Genomic DNA, 17,643 nt, shown 5'->3' on the forward strand with positions numbered 1-17,643 from the left:
CTGCAATCGGACTTCGCGACGGCCGTGAACAATCAGGCGGGCACCGAACGGCGCGAAGGCTTCGCCCAGCTGCGCGACGCCTATGCCGACGTCTTCATCGACCGGGACAAGAGCCTGCGCCTGCGCTTTGGTCAGTCGAAAGTGCCCTTCGGCTGGGAAAATATGCAGTCCTCGTCCAACCGCCTGACGCTGGACCGCAGCGACGCGATCAACAGCGTCGTGCCCAGCGAACGCGATCTGGGCGTCGTGGCCTATTATACCCCGCCCGCGGTGCAGACGATCTGGGATCGCCTTGGCCATGACGGGCAGAAACTGTTCGGCAATTATGGCGCGTTCGGCCTGGGCGTCTTCAACGGGCAGGGCACGAACCGGACGGAACAGAATCGCGGCCTCATGAAGGTCGCCTTTGCGACATGGCCGTTCGAACTGGATGGGCTGGGCGGCGCCTTTGCGGGGCAGGTGCTGGAAATCGGCGGGTCGGCGATGCTGAACGACGTGCAGCCCGAATTGCGCAGCGGGTCGATCAGCCCGGTCGCGTACAAGGACGATCATTTCGCCCTGCACGCCATCCTCTATCCGCAACCCTTTGGCATTCAGGCCGAATGGACATGGGGCAAGGGGCCTGAATATGACCTCGCCACGCAGTCCATCGATGTGAAGAAACAGCGCGGCGGCTATGTGCAGATGATGTATCGCCTGCCGACCGAAGGGATCGGCGCGCTGATGCCCTATGGCCGCTGGCAACATTATCGCGGCGGATGGAAAGGCGCGACCAGCGCCCCGCGTCTTGAAACCGACGAATGGGAAATGGGCGTGGAATGGCAGCCGTCAAAGGCGCTGGAATTCACCATCGCCTATGCCCGCATGAAGCGCGCCGAAGCCGACGAACGCCGCACCGGCCGGGCGCAGGGCAACCTCATCCGCACGCAGCTTCAGTGGAACTACTGACGGACGGGGCAGGGCTGGTTTCGGCCGAAGGCGGACATGTTTCCCCCTCCCGCCTGCGGGAGGGGGGCAGGGGGTGGGCTGGACGGTGCGACGGCCCACCCCGCTGCGACTAACGCGCTGCGCGCGCAAGTCTCGCTGCCCCTCTCGCCTGCGGGAGGGGAATGGCGGGAAACCACCCCCGATCCATCATCGCGGCCCCCTGTGCCGCGCGCATAAAATAAGGGCGGCAACCCAAAGGCGCCGCCCCATATTTCCGGCTGGACCGGATCGGTTAGCCCTGTCTTGCGACAGGGCAAGTCCGATTACTTCAGCTCGACGGTCGCGCCGGCTTCTTCCAGCTGCTTCTTCAGCTTTTCGGCTTCTTCCTTGTTCACGCCTTCCTTGACGGCCTTGGGAGCGCCTTCGACCAGAGCCTTGGCTTCGGTCAGGCCCAGGCCGGTGATGGCGCGGACTTCCTTGATGACGTTGATCTTCTTGCCACCGTCGCCGGTCAGAACGACGTCGAATTCGTCCTTCACTTCTTCAGCAGCAGCGGCCGGGGCGCCAGCGGCGGGGCCGGCAACGGCAACAGCGGCGGCGGCCGAAACGCCCCACTTTTCTTCCAGAGCCTTCGAGAGTTCAGCGGCTTCGAGGACGGTGAGGGCCGAGAGCTGATCGACCAGAGCGTTGAGGTCTGCCATGATATATTTCATTTATTGGGGCGAAATGCCCCGTCAGATGAGGGTCAAAAAATCGGTTCCGGAACGGCTTATGCCGCGTCCTTCTCCGCATAGGCGTTGAAGACGCGCGCAAGCTGCGCAGCCGGTGCCTGGGTGACGGTTGCGAGCTTGGTAGCAGGCGCGACCAGAAGGCCGACCAGCTTCGCACGCAGTTCATCCAGCGACGGCATCGACGCCAGGGCCTTGACCCCGTTCGCGTCGAGCAGCACTTCGCCCATCGCGCCGCCAACGATCTCAAGCTTGTCGTTGGTCTTGGCGAAATCGATCGCAACCTTGGCGGCGGCGACCGGATCGACCGAGGAGGCGAGGCCAACCGGGCCGGTGAGCAGGTCGCTCAGGCCGGTGTAGCTGGTGCCTTCGAGGGCGATCTTGGCGAGGCGGTTCTTCGTAACCTTGTAGGTCGCACCGGCTTCGCGCATCTTCTGACGCAGGACGGTCGACTGGGCGACGGTCATGCCGAGGTTGCGGGTCACGACGACCACGCCAACTTCGTTCAGTTGTGCATTCAGCGCGGAAACGACATCAGCTTTCTGATTACGATCCATGCCATTACTCCACTTCATGTTCGCTTCGCCGGGTTTAGGAGCCAAGCGAACGCTAAAACCCGCAGGCCTTTTGGGCGCGCGGGGCACTAAGTCCGAAGGGGAGAGATCGACCGGCCATGTCCCCTCAAAGGAACAGGCAGACCCGAATCGGGTGCATGCCCCGGTCCGGTAAAGAACTTTTCCCCGTCTAGGCTGGGCATTAAGAAGGGCATATTCCCTTCACCAACTGTCTCGGACGGAAGTTCCACGACATCGCTGCCGGGGAACCGCTGCGCGCGCCCTTAGAGGAAAAGGGGCGGGCTGTCACGCGGAAACTGCATATATGCAGGCAGGGAGCGGCCATGCTGCCGACGGCGCGGCCCGATGTGCGACGGCGCGGGCCGGGGCCTCAGGCAAAGGCACGGCGCGGATGGAAAATGCCGCCACACGCGCCCGCCATGATGGCGTCGCCCACCGGCGATCGCCTGCGGGACCATCGCCCCGCAAGGCGCCATCCTTTCGCACCTGCACACGGCGCTGCTTCCATTTCGTGCAATCGCGTTCGATTCCATTGCATTTGCGTAAAGCGTGGCCAAGGCCCAGATAGGATGCAATGTTGCGACGCAGCAAAATCCACCAAAGGCTTGTTATATGTTCTCTCTGATCTCGCTCATCTTCGCCTATCGCCGTGACGTCGTTTCGGCCGAACGCTATATCGCCGGGTTGAACAAGGCCAGCACCCCCGTCGCCGACGCCATCGTGCCGACCCCGGTCGAAGAACAGCTGCCGCTGGCAGCCTGATTGGCGCATGCGAAAAGGGCGGCCCCACGGACCGCCCTTCGCATGATGTTCATTCTGGTACGGCCCGATCAGGCCGCCAGGAACAGGTCCGGGTCCAGCGCCATCAGCGTTTCGGCCCCGCCCTCGATCTTCCGCCGCAGCGACCCGGCGTCCGGCATGATTCGCTCGGCAAAGAAGCGCGCCGTCACCAGCTTGGCTTCCAGGAACTTCGCGTCGCCTTCGCCCGCGTCGATTATCGCGCTGGCTGCGCCCGCCATCCGCACCCACATCAGGCCGGTCGCGACGATGCCCAATATGTGCATGTAATGATGCGCGCCCGCCCCGGCATTGTCGGGGTTCTTCATGGCATTCTGCATCAGCCACATGGTCGCCGCGCCCAGCTGGCCGCTCGCCTTTTCCAGCGCATCGCCCAGCGGGGCCAGCTTTTCATCGGCCTTGGCCGCCGCGACTTCCTCACCCACCAGCTTCAGGAACGCCTGTAGCGCGCGCCCGCCGTTCATCGGCAGCTTGCGCCCGACAAGGTCCATCGCCTGCACGCCGTTGGTGCCTTCGTAAATCTGGGCGATGCGGGCGTCGCGCACATATTGTTCGACGCCATTTTCCCAGATGTAGCCATGGCCGCCGAACACCTGCTGGCAATTGACCGCCACGTCGAAACCGCGATCGGTGCCATATCCCTTGACGACGGGGGTCAGCAACTGGAGCAGATCGTCGGCCGCCTGCCGCTCTTCCTCGCTCGCCGCCTGATGGGACAGGTCGACCTGCAACGCGGTCCACAGCGTCAGCGCGCGCAGCCCTTCGGTCATCGCCTTGGCTTCCATCAGCATGCGGCGCACATCGGGATGGACGAACAGCGTGTCGGCCTTTTCGGTCGGTTCCTTGGGTCCGGTCAGCGCGCGGCCCTGACGCCGGTCCTTCGCGTAATGCACGGCGTTCTGGAACGCGATTTCCGCCTGGCCCAGCCCTTGCAGGCCCACGCCCAGCCGCGCCGCGTTCATCATGATGAACATCGCGGCCAGCCCCTTATTCTCCTCGCCGACCAGCCATCCGGTCGCGCCGTCATAATTCATGACGCAGGTGGCGTTGCCATGGATGCCCATCTTGTGCTCGATCGAACCGCAGGACACGGCGTTGCGGTCGCCCAGCGCGCCGTCGTCACCCACCATGAATTTGGGCACCACGAACAGCGAAATGCCCTTGCTGCTGTCGGGCGCGTCGGGCGTCTTGGCCAGCACCAGATGGATGATATTGTCGGCCAGGTCATGCTCGCCCGCCGAAATGAAGATTTTCGTGCCGGTAATGGCATAGCTGCCGTCGCCCTGCGGCACGGCCTTGGTCTTGATGAGGCCAAGGTCGGTGCCGCAATGCGGCTCCGTCAGGTTCATCGTGCCGGTCCACTCGCCCGACACCATCCGGGGCACATAACGCTGTTTCAGTTCGTCGCTGCCCTTGGCCAGCAGAGCGGAAATCGCGCCGGTGGTCAGGCCGAAATACATTTCGAACCCCTGATTGGCCGATGTCATATATTCGCCCAGTGCCGTCGCCAGCACCATGGGCAGGCCCTGTCCGCCAAATTCCTCCGGCGCGTGCAGCGTGGTCCAGCCGCCCTCGACATATTGGTCATAGGCCGCCTTGAAGCCGGTCGGCGTCGTCACGCTGCCGTCGCTGTGGCGTACGCAGCCTTCCTTGTCGCCTACGGCGTTCAGCGGAAACAGCACTTCCGATGCCATCTTGCCGCCTTCGGTCAGGACCGCTTCGACCAGATCGGCGGAGGCATTTTCGAAACCGGGCAGGTTGGCATGGCGGTCCAGCCCGACGACATGGTCCAGCACGAAGCGGGTGTCGCGGACGGGTGCGGCATAGCTCGGCATGATCTTCTCCTGATGTCTCTATTTTATAAGGGGGGTAGGGGGGTTATTTCTGTTCGATGGTGGCGACGAAGCTCGCCAGTTCGGCAATGGCGGCGTCGATGTCGTCCTTTTGCCGGGTCAGCAGGTCGATGCGCGCCTTGCACTTGTCCACGGTCACGCGGCGCTGTTCGTCATGCGCCTCGTCCGCGTCGTACAGGTCGATCATCTCGCGGATTTCGGTCAGGCTGAAACCCACCCGCTTGCCGCGCAATATCCAGGCGAGCCGGGCGCGGTCGCGGCGCGAATAGATGCGGGACAGGCCCTGCCGTTCCGGCGCGATCAGCCCTTCATCCTCGTAAAAGCGCAGCGCGCGGGCGGTGACGCCGAATTCTTCGGACAGGTCGGTGATGCTATAGCTTTGCCGGTCGCTATGATCGGGCAATTCTATCCCTGCGATGCTGCTGAGCTTGTTCATGGTCCCTGATGTAAAACGACTTTACGTTTACGTCAAGGTGAGTGAGCGGCGCGGCGCCATCATCCGCCCGGCCGGAAGGGCGCTCCGTCGTCCCCCAGCATTTTCAAGTCATCCGCATGGATGACGACTCGGAAAATGCGTCCAGCAAAACAGCCATTTTCAAGTCATCCGCGTGGATGACGAGTCGCAAAATGCGGCCAGCGAACAGGCCATTTTGAAGTCATCCAATCCGGAAGCCAGCGCGCGAAAATCCTACAGATAGTTAGCTAGCTAATGAAAAAATGCCCTATGCGCCACATTGTCACTTTCGCTGTCATTTTCGTCCCCTCCGGCCCGGCTTTTTGGCGCGGCCGCCGACAGCCCAATGCACGGATGATTTCCCATTTTGCCCGTCAGCGATTATGGGCGGCATCATGATCCGTCTTTCCGGCCTGAAACTGCCGCTCGACCACCCGGCCGATGCGATGCCCGCCGCCATTTGCGCCCGTCTTGGCATCGAACCCCATGCCCTTCTGGGCCACAGCCTCGTCCGCCGGGGCAACGACGCCCGCCGTCGTTCCGCCATCCAGCTGGTCTATACGCTCGACGTCGAGGTCGCCGACGAAGCCGCGATCCTCGAACGCTTCGCCGCCGACCATGACGTTCGGCCGACGCCCGACACCCGCTATACATTCGTCGCCCACGCCCCCGACGGCTGGCAGGGCAAGCGCCCGGTCGTGATCGGCGCCGGGCCATGCGGCCTGTTCGCGGGCCTCATCCTGGCCCAGATGGGTTTCAAACCCATCATCCTCGACCGGGGCAAGGTGGTGCGCGAACGCACGAAGGACACCTGGGGCCTGTGGCGCCGGGCCGAACTCAATCCCGACAGCAATGTGCAGTTCGGGGAGGGCGGGGCAGGCACCTTCTCCGACGGGAAGCTCTATTGCCGGGTGAAAGATCCCCGCTTCCTCGGCCGCAAGGTGCTGGAGGAATTCGTCGCCGCCGGTGCGCCCGACGACATATTGTGGGAAGCGCATCCCCATATCGGCACCTTCCGACTCGTCACCATGGTAGAGGCGATGCGCAGGCAGATCGAATCGCTGGGCGGCGAATATCGCTGGCAGCACCGCGTCGACGACATCGTGCTGGAACGGTCCGGTGACGGCGGGCAGCAGTTGCGCGGCGTCGTGCTGCAGGATGGCAGCGTGATCGAAGCCGATCATGTCGTGCTGGCCGTTGGCCACAGCGCCCGCCCGACCTTCGAAATGCTCCACGCCCGCGGCGTCCATATCGAACCCAAGCCCTTTTCGATCGGCGTGCGCATCGAACATCCGCAAAGCTGGGTCGACCGCGCCCGCTACGGCAATTGCGCGGGCCACCCGGACCTTGGCGCCGCCGCCTACAGCCTCGCCCATCATTGCGCCAATGGCCGCACCGTCTACAGCTTCTGCATGTGTCCCGGCGGCCGCGTCGTCGCCGCCACGTCGGAGGAAGGGCGCGTCGTCACCAACGGCATGAGCCAGTATAGCCGCGCCGAATTCAATGCCAATTCGGGCCTCGTCGTCGGCATCGACCCGGCCCGCGACTATCCCGACGGTCCGCTGGCGGGCATCGCGCTCCAGCGCCACTGGGAAAGCCTGGCCTTCGAAGTCGGCGGCTCCTCCTACTGGGCGCCGGGCCAGACGGTGGGCGATTTCCTCGCCCGTCGCCCTTCGACCGGGCTGGGCGAAGTCGTCCCTTCCTATAAGCCGGGCGTGACGCCGACCGACCTGTCGCTGTGCCTGCCCGACTATGTGATAGAGGCCTTCCACGAAGCGCTGCCGGTCTTCGGTCGCCAGATCGATCGCTACGATCATCCCGACGCGGTGATGACCGGGGTGGAAACCCGCACATCATCCCCCATCCGCATCACGCGCGGCAAGGATTTTCAGAGCCTCAACATCGCTGGCCTGTATCCGGCCGGGGAAGGCGCGGGCTATGCCGGGGGCATCCTGTCCGCCGCGATCGACGGTATCAAGGTGGCCGAAGCGGTGGCGGCGGGCCTGATGCGCTGACCCGTCGTCCGACCGGAAAATCGGCCCGCTTCGGCGACAAGATGCGATCCATTCGCATCCATACCCCATTTGTGGCTGGCCTCCGGCGAAGACCGGCATAAAAGCGGCCCATGATCCGATTCGCCACGCGTCTGCTGTTGCTGCCCCTGTCGTTCCTGCAATTGTTCACCGGGGAAAAATCTTTCCGCGACAATGTCTTCATCGGATCGCGCCGTCTGAACGCCATGGGCCTGCATCGCGCCCGCGTCCGCATCGCGCACGCCATGGCCGATCGCCGCCGGGCCCGCCTTGCCGCCACCGTCGATGCGACCGATCGCGCGGCCTTCGACCGGGACGGCTATGTCGAAATCCGCGACTTCCTGCCGCCGGACGTTTTCGCGCAATTGCGCGACGGCATCATGGCCTATGCCGGGGACGCCCGCGAAACGGTGCAGGGGCACACGATCACGCGGCGCTATGCGGTGGGGCCGGACGCGCTGCAACAGATCCCCGCCCTGCACGCCTTTCGTCGCCAGCCGCGCTGGCGTGCCATCGCCCGTTACATCACCGGCTTCAATGTCGAACCGCTGCTCTATATCCAGTCGATCCTGACGCATCGCCACGACGCGCCGCCCGACCCGCAGATCAATCTGCACGCCGACACATTCCACCCGTCGATGAAGGCATGGCTGTTTCTGGAGGATGTGGACGCCGACGCCGGTCCCTTCACCTATGTCCCCGGTTCCCACCGCGCCACGCGGCAGCGGCTCGACTGGGAATATCGGCGCAGCCTGACCGTCCGTGACGAACCATGCCGCCTGTCGGCGCGCGGATCGCTGCGCGTCCAGCCCGAAGAACTCCCGGACCTCGGCCTGCCGCAGCCCCGTGCCTTTGCCGTCCCTGCCAATACGCTGGTCGTCGCCGACACGTTCGGCTTCCACGCGCGCGGCGAAAGCAGCGAACGCAGCACCCGCATCGAATTATGGGCCTATGGCCGCCGCAACCCGTTCCGCGTTATGACCGGCGGGGATGTGTGGAGCCTGCCGGGCATCGCCGAACGCCGCATCGACCTGCGCTGGCGCCTGCGCGATCTGGCCAGCGCCATGGTGGGCCAGCCATGGGCCAAGCGCGGCATCGTGCGCCCCGGCGAAGACTGACAGCCTGAAAAGCGCGTCAGGCCGGGTCCAGTCGTATCAGGTGGCCGCTGGCGCCATCCTCCAATATCCAGATCGCGCCGTCCGGCCCCTGTTCGACCTCTCTGATCCGGGCGTTCAGGCTGATGCGGCCCACTTCCGTGGCGGTCGTGCCGCTCACCCGCACTCTGACCAGCCCCTGACTACCAGACCGGCCAGAATGAAATCGTCCTTCCAGCGATGAACCGGCTGCCGTCATATTGAAACATCCCGCCGGGCGCGATCACCGGTGCCCTGCTGACGAGCGGCGCGGCAAATTCGGGGCAGGGCGCATGGCGGGGCAGGGTTTCGCCGTCATTGCCCTCCGACACGATGCGCCAGCCATAATTGGCGCCGCAGGTGAGGATGTTGAACTCGTCGCCGCCCTCCGGCCCCATTGCGCTTTCGAACAGCCTGCCATCCGGCGCGAAGACCAGGCCATAGGGATTGCGATGCCTTGACGTCCATATCTCAGTCCGGACGCCGGGCGTGCCGACGAAGGGATTGTCGGACGATACTGACCCATCGGGATTGATGCGCACGATCTTGCCCAACGTGCCGCTCATATCCTGCGCTGGCGCGCCCTGATGGCGCTCGCCCGCCGTGATATACAGTTTCTGGTCAAGGCCAAAGGCCAGCCGCCTGCCGAAATGGCGGGTGTCGTTGGCGATCTTCGGCATTTGTCGCCAGATCACATTGTTCCCGTTCAGCCTGCGGCCGTCCGTTGACAATGTGCCGCGCGCCACCGCCAGCCCGGTGCCCCCGTGCCCGCTTCGGCATAGCTGATATAGACACGTTGGTTCGCGGCGAAATTCGGGTCCAGCGCGACGTCCAGCAGGCCGCCCTGACCCGCATTGGCGACGGACGGGATGCCCGATACGGTCTCCACCTGACCCGCGACGGTCACGATGCGCAACCATCCGGGCTTTTCGGTGATCAGCATGCGCCCGTCCGGCAGGAACAGGATGATTCATGGATTATCGAATGTCGCCACCACGGACCGGGACATCGCCGCCGAGGGTGTCGGCGTCGGAAGGCATGGGCGTCGGTGTGGGAGCGGGCGTTGGCGCGGGGGAGGGGGCGCCTGAGTATCGCCATCGCCGCCACAGGCGCTAAGCGAACGGAGCAGGGCGAGTGTCGCTGTCGCATGAAGCCGGATCATCACTCCTGACCGGGGACCATGGTCCCTTATCGCGGCTCGACGTCAGGATGATTGTCCGGTTCCCTGACCGGGAAATCACATATGGCCATCCCGTCGTTCACCAGAGGAGCGGATGCGTTCAACAGGGGCAGGGCATGAATCGCCAGCAATCATCCGGGTCAGAACGACGGTCCACGACAGTCACGAAAAGCAGTCGGAATATTCTCAGGAAGATTGGATGCCCGACAAGGATTCGAACCTTGATTGACGGAGTCAGAGTCCGCTCTCTTACCATTAGAGGATCGGGCATCATCAGCAGGCCGTAACCCGCTTGGGACGCCGCAGATAGGCGGGCTTGCAGAGTCGGTCAAGCGCTTTGTGACATGAAAGGACCAGCTTTTTACAAAGTCACGCGTCCATTCGCCGATGGCCGGAAAAAGAAAGCCCGCCGCGATGCGGGTGCATCCGGCGGGCATTACCTCTCTCCCCTGGGGGACAGAAGGGCATGGGAGCCGCCCTTTATATAGGGGCGGCTCCCATGCTTTCCAATGGTCACTACCGAATAATCAGTCGGCGTCCTGCGTGGTGAAATCGTCACCCTGCACGGCGGCTAGCGGATCGTTGCCGATCGCGGCTTCCGGACCCTGCGCCAGTTCGGCCGCATGTTCGGCTGCGGCCGACTTGGGCGCGATCAGATCGACCTGAGCCGAAGCGCGCAGCGCGGCCCGCAGCGCCGCGTCGCGCGACGAAGCGGCAACGCGCAGGCGGTTCATGCCCGCACCCGTGCCCGCCGGGATCAGGCGGCCGACGATGACGTTTTCCTTCAGGCCGACCAGCGTGTCCTTCTTGCCCTGAACCGCCGCTTCCGTGAGGACGCGAGTCGTTTCCTGGAAGGACGCTGCCGAGATGAACGAACGGGTCTGGAGCGACGCCTTGGTGATGCCCAGCAGCACCGGCTTGCCCGCGGCAGGGGCGAAGCCCGGCTGGAGCTTGGCGTTGATTTCGTCCATTTCCTCGCGGTCGACCTGTTCGCCCACCAGCAGCGTGGTGTCGCCGGACTCGATGATCTCGACCTTCTGCAACATCTGACGAACGATCGTTTCGATGTGCTTGTCGTTGATCTTCACGCCCTGCAAGCGATAGACTTCCTGGATTTCGGCGACCAGATATTCGGCCAGCGGCTCGATACCCAGCACTTCCAGAATGTCGTGCGGATCGGGCGAACCGCCGATCAGGTTGTCGCCGCGCTTCACGAAGTCGCCTTCCTGAACGTCGATCACCTTGCTCTTGGGGATCAGATATTCGACCGGCTCGCCGCCATCTTCGGGATTGATGGCGATCTTACGCTTCGCCTTGTAATCCTTCAGGAACTGGACGCGGCCCGATACCTTGGCAATGATCGCATTGTCCTTGGGCTTGCGGGCTTCGAACAGTTCGGCGACGCGCGGCAGACCACCGGTGATGTCGCGGGTCTTGGCCGCTTCGCGGCTGACACGCGCCAGCACGTCACCGGCCTGCACCTGCGCACCATCGTCGACCGACAGGGTCGCACCCACCGCCAGCATATAGCGGGCGGATTCGCCGCTATTGTCGTCCAGCAGGGTGAGGCGCGGACGAAGGTCTTCCTTCGTACGGGCCGCGCCGCGATGTTCGATGACCACGCGCTGCGCGATGCCGGTGGCTTCGTCGGTCTGCTCGGTCAGCGTTTTGTTGTCGATCAGGTCGACATACTTAACGATACCGGGCTTTTCGGTGATCACCGGCATGGTGAACGGATCCCACTCGGCAAAGCGATCGCCCTTCTTCACCGCGTCGCCATCCGCAAACAGGATGGTGGCGCCGTAAGGCAGGCGGTGCGTTTCGCGTTCGCGGCCTTCGCTGTCGATGATCGCGACTTCGCCGTTACGGGCGAGCGACAGACGACGACCGTTCTTGTCGACGATGGTCGGCATGTCGCGCAGTTCGATCGTACCGTCGGCCATCGATTCCAGGTTCGACGTTTCGTTGAAGTTCGCCGCGCCGCCGATGTGGAAGGTACGCATGGTCAGCTGCGTGCCCGGTTCACCGATGGACTGCGCCGCGATGACGCCGACGGCTTCACCGATGTTGACCGGCGTACCACGGGCCAGGTCACGGCCATAGCATTTGCCGCAAACGCCCATCTTGCTTTCGCAGATCAGCGGGCTGCGGATCTTCACGGCCTGCGTGCCGATGGCTTCGATCTTGGCGATCATGCCTTCGTCCAGCAGGGTGCCGATCGGGATGATGATGCTGCCATCCTTGCTGTCGACGATGTCCTGCGCCGTGGTGCGGCCCAGGATGCGTTCGCCCAGCGAAGCGATGACCGAACCACCCTGAACGATGGCCTTCATCTCCAGCGCCTTTTCGGTGCCGCAATCGTCTTCGACGATGGTGCAGTCCTGCGACACGTCGACCAGACGGCGGGTCAGGTAACCCGAGTTCGCCGTCTTGAGCGCGGTGTCGGCCAGACCCTTACGGGCGCCGTGGGTGGAGTTGAAGTACTCAAGAACGGTCAGACCTTCCTTGAAGTTCGAGATGATCGGCGTTTCGATGATTTCGCCCGAAGGCTTTGCCATCAGGCCGCGCATCCCGGCCAGCTGCTTCATCTGGGCCTGCGAACCACGGGCACCGGAGTGCGCCATCATGTAGATCGAGTTGATCTGGGCCATGCGGCCGGTCTGCGGGTCCTTGGGCTGGGCCTTGATCTCGTCCATCATGGCGTTCGCGACCTGATCGCCGCAACGCGACCAGGCGTCGATCACCTTGTTGTACTTTTCCTGCTGGGTGATCAGGCCGTCCTGATATTGCTGTTCGTAATCCGCCACCAGCGCCTTGGTCTCGGCGACGGTGCCTTCCTTCGAATCCGGGATCACCATGTCGTCCTTGCCGAACGAGATGCCGGCCTGGAACGCGTGGCGGAAGCCCAGCGCCATGATGGCGTCGGCGAACAGCACCGTGTCCTTCTGACCCGTGTGACGATAGACTTCGTCGATCACGTCGCCCACGTCCTTCTTGGTCAGCAGGCGATTGACGACGTCGAAGGGCACCTTGTGGCTCTTGGGCAGGCATTCGCCCAGCAGCATGCGGCCCGGCGTCGTTTCATAACGCTTCAGATAGGGTTCGCCATTTTCGTCGGTCTGCGGCACGCGGCTGATGACCTTTGAATGCAGCGTCACCGACTTGGTGAACAGCGCCTGATGCACTTCCTGCATGTCAGACAGCAGCATGCCTTCGCCCGGCTCGCCTTCGCGTTCCATCGACAGATAATAGATGCCCAGCACCATGTCCTGCGACGGCACGATGATCGGCTTGCCGTTGGCGGGCGACAGGATGTTGTTGGTCGACATCATCAGCACGCGTGCTTCCAACTGGGCTTCCAGTGAGAGCGGAACGTGGACGGCCATCTGGTCACCGTCGAAGTCGGCGTTGAAGGCCGAGCAGACGAGCGGGTGCAGCTGGATCGCCTTGCCTTCGATCAGGACGGGTTCGAACGCCTGAATGCCCAGGCGGTGGAGAGTCGGCGCACGGTTCAGCATGACCGGATGTTCGCGGATCACTTCGTCCAGGATGTCCCAGACTTCCTTGCGTTCCTTTTCGACCCATTTCTTGGCCTGCTTCAGGGTCATGGACAGACCCTTGGCGTCGAGGCGGGCGTAGATGAACGGCTTGAACAGTTCGAGCGCCATCTTCTTGGGCAGGCCGCACTGGTGCAGCTTGAGTTCCGGACCGGTCACGATGACCGAACGGCCCGAATAGTCGACGCGCTTGCCGAGCAGGTTCTGACGGAAGCGGCCCTGCTTGCCCTTGAGCATGTCGGACAGCGACTTCAAAGGACGCTTGTTCGCGCCGGTGATGACGCGGCCGCGACGGCCGTTATCGAACAGGGCGTCGACGGCTTCCTGCAACATGCGCTTTTCGTTGCGGACGATGATGTCCGGCGCGCGCAGTTCCATCAGGCGCTTCAGGCGGTTGTTACGGTTGATGACGCGGCGATACAGGTCGTTAAGGTCCGACGTCGCAAAACGGCCGCCGTCCAGCGGCACCAGCGGGCGCAGTTCGGGCGGGATCACAGGAACGACGTCCAGGATCATCCACTCGGGGCGGTTGCCCGATTCCAGGAAGCTTTCAACCACCTTCAGGCGCTTGATGATCTTCTTGGGCTTGAGTTCCGACTTGGTGACGGCCAGTTCGTCCAGCAGCGCCTGCTTTTCGCCCTCAAGGTCGAGGTCCATGAGCATCTGCTTGACCGCTTCGGCGCCGATCCCGGCGGAGAAGGCGTCTTCACCATATTCGTCCTGCGCGTCGAGCAGTTCGTCTTCGGTCAGAAGCTGGAACTTTTCGAGCGGGGTCAGACCCGGTTCGGTGACGATATAGCTTTCGAAATACAGCACGCGTTCCAGCTGCTTCAACTGCATGTCGAGCAGCAGGCCGATGCGCGAGGGCAGCGACTTGAGGAACCAGATATGGGCAACCGGCGCGGCCAGTTCGATATGGCCCATGCGTTCGCGGCGGACCTTCGAAACGGTCACTTCCACGCCGCACTTTTCGCAGACGATGCCCTTGTACTTCATGCGCTTATACTTGCCGCACAAGCACTCATAGTCCTTGATCGGGCCAAAGATGCGCGCGCAGAACAGGCCGTCGCGTTCCGGCTTGAACGTGCGGTAGTTGATGGTTTCCGGCTTCTTGATTTCGCCGAAAGACCAGCTGCGGATGCGTTCGGGCGACGCAAGGCCGATCTGGATCTGGTCGAAGGTTTCGGTCTTGGCGACCGGGTTCGCGAAGTTCGTCAGTTCGTTCATATTTCACATCCCTCTAGAGGGTAAATTTCCGGGCGAAGAAGAAAGGGGGGAGGGGCGCCGTCGTAACGGCGCCCGGCCGGTCCCTTATTCCGCCGCCTGCGCCATGCCGTCGTCGTCCTCGATTTCGTCCATGGACGCGAGTTCGACGTTGAGGCCCAGCGAGCGCATTTCCTTGACCAGCACGTTGAAGCTTTCGGGAATACCGGCCTCGAACGTGTCGTCACCCTTGACGATCGCTTCATAGACCTTGGTACGGCCGACAACGTCGTCCGACTTCACCGTCAGCATTTCCTGCAGGGTATAGGCCGCGCCATAGGCCTGGAGCGCCCACACTTCCATTTCCCCGAAGCGCTGACCACCGAACTGCGCCTTACCGCCCAGCGGCTGCTGGGTGACGAGCGAGTACGGCCCGATCGAACGGGCGTGGATCTTGTCGTCGACCAGGTGGTGGAGCTTCAGCATATAGATGATGCCCACGGTCACCTTGCGGTCGAAACGGTCGCCCGTGCGGCCGTCGAACAGATCGCTCTGACCCGACGTGTGCAGCCCTGCGCGTTCCAGCATGTCCGAAACGTCCGCTTCGCGGGCGCCGTCGAACACCGGTGTCGCCATCGGGATGCCGCGCTGGAGATGCTCGGCCAGATCGATGATCTGTTCGGGCGTGCGGGCTTCGATCTGCTCGGCATATTGCGGGCCATAGGAGGTCAGCAGCCGTTCCTTGACCGCGTCGGGCATGTCGCCTGCCTGCGGGTTCGGATTGGCTTCGCGCCAGTCTTCCAGAGCATGCTTGAGCTGCTGGCCAAGGCCGCGGGCAGCCCAGCCCAGATGGGTTTCGAAGATCTGACCGACGTTCATGCGCGAAGGCACGCCCAGCGGGTTCAGCACGATGTCGACATGGGTGCCGTCTTCCAGGAACGGCATGTCTTCGATCGGCAGGATGCGCGAAATCACACCCTTGTTCCCGTGACGGCCGGCCATCTTGTCGCCCGGCTGCAGCTTGCGCTTCACCGCGACGAACACCTTGACCATCTTCAGCACGCCCGGCGGCAGTTCGTCGCCACGCTGCAGCTTGTCGACGCGGTCCTCGAACTTCTCGACGATCAGCTTGACGGCTTCGTCATACTGACCCTTGATCGCTTCGATCTGGGCCTGACGGGCGTCATCTTCGACCGCGAACTTCCACCATTCATGGCGTTCGACTTCGTCCAGCAGGGCTTCGTCGATGACCACGCCCTTCTTGACGCCCTTGGGTGCGGCCGAAGCCGTCTGGCCCAGCAGCATTTCCTGCAGGCGGTTGAAGGTCGCACGGTTCAGAATGCCGCGTTCGTCTTCACGGTCCTTGGCAAGGCGGTCGATTTCCTCCCGCTCGATCGCCATGGCGCGTTCGTCCTTGTCGATGCCGTGACGGTTGAACACGCGGACTTCCACGACCGTACCGGCAACGCCCGGCGGCAGGCGCAGCGACGTGTCGCGCACGTCGCTCGCCTTTTCACCGAAGATCGCGCGCAGCAGCTTTTCTTCCGGGGTCATCGGCGATTCACCCTTGGGGGTGATCTTGCCGACCAGAATGTCGCCCGGCTCCACCTCGGCGCCGATGTAGACGATGCCAGCCTCGTCGAGGTTGCGCAGCGCTTCTTCACCGACGTTGGGAATGTCGCGGGTGATGTCTTCCGGACCCAGCTTGGTGTCGCGGGCCATGACCTCGAACTCCTCGATATGGATCGAGGTGAAGACGTCATCCTTCACGATCCGTTCGGAGATCAGGATGGAGTCTTCATAGTTGTAGCCATTCCAGGGCATGAACGCGACGAGCGTGTTGCGGCCCAGCGCCAGTTCGCCAAATTCGGTCGACGGACCGTCGGCGATGACGTCGCCGGCTTCCACCAGATCGCCGACCTGCACCAGCGGGCGCTGGTTGATGCAGGTGTCCTGGTTCGAACGCTGGAACTTCTGGAGCGTGTAGATGTCGACGCCCGACTGACCGGCTTCGATGTCGCCGGTGGCGCGGATGACGATACGGGTCGCGTCGACCTGATCGACGATGCCCGCCCGCTTCGAAGCGACGGCAGCGCCGGAATCGCGCGCCACGGTGCCTTCCATGCCGGTGCCCACGAACGGTGCTTCGGCGCGGACCAGCGGCACCGCCTGACGCTGCATGTTCGATCCCATCAGCGCGCGGTTGGCGTCATCGTTTTCCAGGAACGGAATGAGCGATGCGGCGACCGACACCAGCTGCTTGGGGCTGACGTCCATCAGGGTGATGTGATCCTTGGGCGCCATCAGGAATTCGCCCGCTTCACGCGCGGAGATCAGGTCTTCGACGAAGGTGCCGTCGGCATTCACTTCGGCGTTGGCCTGCGCGATCGTGTGCTTGGCTTCTTCCATCGCCGACAGGTACACGACGTCGTCGGTGACCTTGTTGTCCACGACCTTGCGGTACGGCGTTTCGATGAAGCCGTACTTGTTGACGCGGCTGAAGGTTGCCAGCGAGTTGATCAGACCGATGTTCGGGCCTTCGGGCGTTTCGATCGGGCAGATACGGCCATAATGGGTCGGGTGAACGTCGCGGACTTCGAAGCCTGCGCGCTCACGCGTCAGACCGCCCGGCCCAAGCGCCGACACGCGGCGCTTGTGGGTGACTTCCGACAGCGGGTTGGTCTGGTCCATGAACTGCGACAGCTGCGACGAGCCGAAGAATTCACGCACGGCTGCCACGGCGGGCTTCGCGTTGATCAGGTCGTTCGGCATCACGGTCGACACGTCGACGGACGACATGCGTTCCTTCACCGCGCGTTCCATGCGCAGCAGGCCGACGCGATACTGGTTTTCCAGCAGTTCGCCGACCGAACGGACGCGACGGTTGCCAAGGTTATCGATGTCGTCGATTTCGCCCTTGCCGTCCTTCAGGTTCACCAGTTCCTTGACCACGGCTAGGATGTCCTCGGTCCGCAGCGTGGTGACGGTGTCCTCTGCGTCGAGGTCGAGGCGCATGTTCAGCTTCACGCGGCCGACAGCCGACAGGTCATAGCGTTCCGGGTCGAAGAACAGACCGGCGAACAGCGCTTCGGCGGTTTCCTTCGTCGGCGGTTCGCCGGGGCGCATGACGCGATAGATGTCGGACAGGGCCTGATCGCGGTCTTCGGCCTTGTCGGCCTTTAACGTGTTACGAATCCAGGGG

At 63.3% G+C, this 17,643-nt stretch carries 13 protein-coding genes and 1 tRNA gene; 4 read left to right on the forward strand and 10 right to left on the reverse strand.

All coding sequences use genetic code 11. From position 1 onward, the window contains the following. The coding region (locus ACOJSJ_RS01320; RefSeq protein WP_420143182.1) for a porin at positions 1-948 on the forward strand (948 nt) is incomplete at its 5' end. Between the two features lie 302 nt (positions 949-1,250). Here ACOJSJ_RS01320 and rplL read toward each other — a convergent pair. Beyond that, positions 1,251-1,628, reverse strand: coding sequence for a 50S ribosomal protein L7/L12 (gene rplL / locus ACOJSJ_RS01325; protein ID WP_420143183.1), 378 nt, complete (start codon positions 1,626-1,628; stop codon positions 1,251-1,253). A gap of 68 nt (positions 1,629-1,696) precedes the next feature. Further along, entirely contained in the window at positions 1,697-2,212 is a 516-nt protein-coding gene (rplJ, locus tag ACOJSJ_RS01330) for a 50S ribosomal protein L10 (protein WP_420143184.1), read from the reverse strand. 630 nt (positions 2,213-2,842) lie between these two features. Here rplJ and ACOJSJ_RS01335 point away from each other — a divergent pair. Beyond that, on the forward strand, positions 2,843-2,992 hold the full coding sequence (locus ACOJSJ_RS01335) for a hypothetical protein (protein ID WP_420143185.1): 150 nt from the start codon (positions 2,843-2,845) through the stop codon (positions 2,990-2,992). Positions 2,993-3,060: 68 nt separating this feature from the next. On the opposite strand, the gene ACOJSJ_RS01340 is transcribed toward ACOJSJ_RS01335, so the two are convergent. Next, positions 3,061-4,863 carry an acyl-CoA dehydrogenase C-terminal domain-containing protein gene (locus ACOJSJ_RS01340; protein WP_420143186.1) on the reverse strand — a complete coding sequence of 601 codons (1,803 nt, stop codon included), beginning with the start codon at positions 4,861-4,863 and terminating at the stop codon, positions 3,061-3,063. 43 nt (positions 4,864-4,906) lie between these two features. Next, a complete protein-coding gene (locus ACOJSJ_RS01345; protein ID WP_420143187.1) occupies positions 4,907-5,317 on the reverse strand; it encodes a MerR family transcriptional regulator in 411 nt (136 codons plus the stop codon). Between the two features lie 413 nt (positions 5,318-5,730). On the opposite strand from ACOJSJ_RS01345, the gene ACOJSJ_RS01350 reads away from it, so the two are divergent. Both ACOJSJ_RS01350 and ACOJSJ_RS01355 read left to right on the forward strand, forming a co-directional pair. Further along, entirely contained in the window at positions 5,731-7,350 is a 1,620-nt protein-coding gene (locus ACOJSJ_RS01350) for an FAD-dependent protein (RefSeq protein WP_420143188.1), read from the forward strand. A gap of 110 nt (positions 7,351-7,460) precedes the next feature. Then, the gene (locus tag ACOJSJ_RS01355; RefSeq protein ID WP_420143189.1) at positions 7,461-8,486 is read left to right on the forward strand and encodes a phytanoyl-CoA dioxygenase family protein; all 1,026 of its coding nucleotides are present in this window, start codon (positions 7,461-7,463) and stop codon (positions 8,484-8,486) included. Between the two features lie 16 nt (positions 8,487-8,502). On the opposite strand, the gene ACOJSJ_RS01360 is transcribed toward ACOJSJ_RS01355, so the two are convergent. The 6 genes from ACOJSJ_RS01360 to rpoB form a co-directional block, all read right to left on the reverse strand. Next, a complete protein-coding gene (locus ACOJSJ_RS01360) occupies positions 8,503-8,643 on the reverse strand; it encodes a PQQ-dependent sugar dehydrogenase (protein WP_420143190.1) in 141 nt (46 codons plus the stop codon). 22 nt (positions 8,644-8,665) lie between these two features. Further along, complete coding sequence (locus ACOJSJ_RS01365; protein ID WP_420143191.1) at positions 8,666-9,247, reverse strand: PQQ-dependent sugar dehydrogenase; 582 nt, start codon at positions 9,245-9,247, stop codon at positions 8,666-8,668. Continuing rightward, positions 9,208-9,471 carry a PQQ-dependent sugar dehydrogenase gene (locus ACOJSJ_RS01370; RefSeq protein WP_420143194.1) on the reverse strand — a complete coding sequence of 88 codons (264 nt, stop codon included), beginning with the start codon at positions 9,469-9,471 and terminating at the stop codon, positions 9,208-9,210. The genes ACOJSJ_RS01365 and ACOJSJ_RS01370 overlap by 40 nt, the downstream gene beginning before the upstream one ends. A 406-nt stretch (positions 9,472-9,877) precedes the next feature. Then, positions 9,878-9,951 (reverse strand) — tRNA-Gln (locus ACOJSJ_RS01375). A gap of 257 nt (positions 9,952-10,208) precedes the next feature. Next, positions 10,209-14,465 (reverse strand): DNA-directed RNA polymerase subunit beta', encoded by a 4,257-nt coding sequence (rpoC, locus tag ACOJSJ_RS01380; protein WP_420143192.1) that lies wholly within the window; start codon positions 14,463-14,465, stop codon positions 10,209-10,211. Positions 14,466-14,549: 84 nt separating this feature from the next. After that, positions 14,550-17,643: DNA-directed RNA polymerase subunit beta (gene rpoB / locus ACOJSJ_RS01385; RefSeq protein WP_420143193.1), on the reverse strand; the 3,094-nt coding region annotated here is incomplete at its 5' end.

It is taken from the genome of Sphingobium sp. (assembly GCF_048594625.1).
Classification (GTDB): domain Bacteria; phylum Pseudomonadota; class Alphaproteobacteria; order Sphingomonadales; family Sphingomonadaceae; genus Sphingobium.

Excerpts from the sequence above, each read along its gene's own strand:
- rplL (WP_420143183.1), bottom strand. The coding sequence starts at position 1,628 with ATGGCAGACCTCAACGCTCTGGTCGATCAGCTCTCGGCCCTCACCGTC.
- rplJ (WP_420143184.1), bottom strand. The coding sequence starts at position 2,212 with ATGGATCGTAATCAGAAAGCTGATGTCGTTTCCGCGCTGAATGCACAA.
- ACOJSJ_RS01335 (WP_420143185.1), top strand. The coding sequence starts at position 2,843 with ATGTTCTCTCTGATCTCGCTCATCTTCGCCTATCGCCGTGACGTCGTT.
- ACOJSJ_RS01340 (WP_420143186.1), bottom strand. The coding sequence starts at position 4,863 with ATGCCGAGCTATGCCGCACCCGTCCGCGACACCCGCTTCGTGCTGGAC.
- ACOJSJ_RS01345 (WP_420143187.1), bottom strand. The coding sequence starts at position 5,317 with ATGAACAAGCTCAGCAGCATCGCAGGGATAGAATTGCCCGATCATAGC.
- ACOJSJ_RS01350 (WP_420143188.1), top strand. The coding sequence starts at position 5,731 with ATGATCCGTCTTTCCGGCCTGAAACTGCCGCTCGACCACCCGGCCGAT.
- ACOJSJ_RS01355 (WP_420143189.1), top strand. The coding sequence starts at position 7,461 with ATGATCCGATTCGCCACGCGTCTGCTGTTGCTGCCCCTGTCGTTCCTG.
- rpoC (WP_420143192.1), bottom strand. The coding sequence starts at position 14,465 with ATGAACGAACTGACGAACTTCGCGAACCCGGTCGCCAAGACCGAAACC.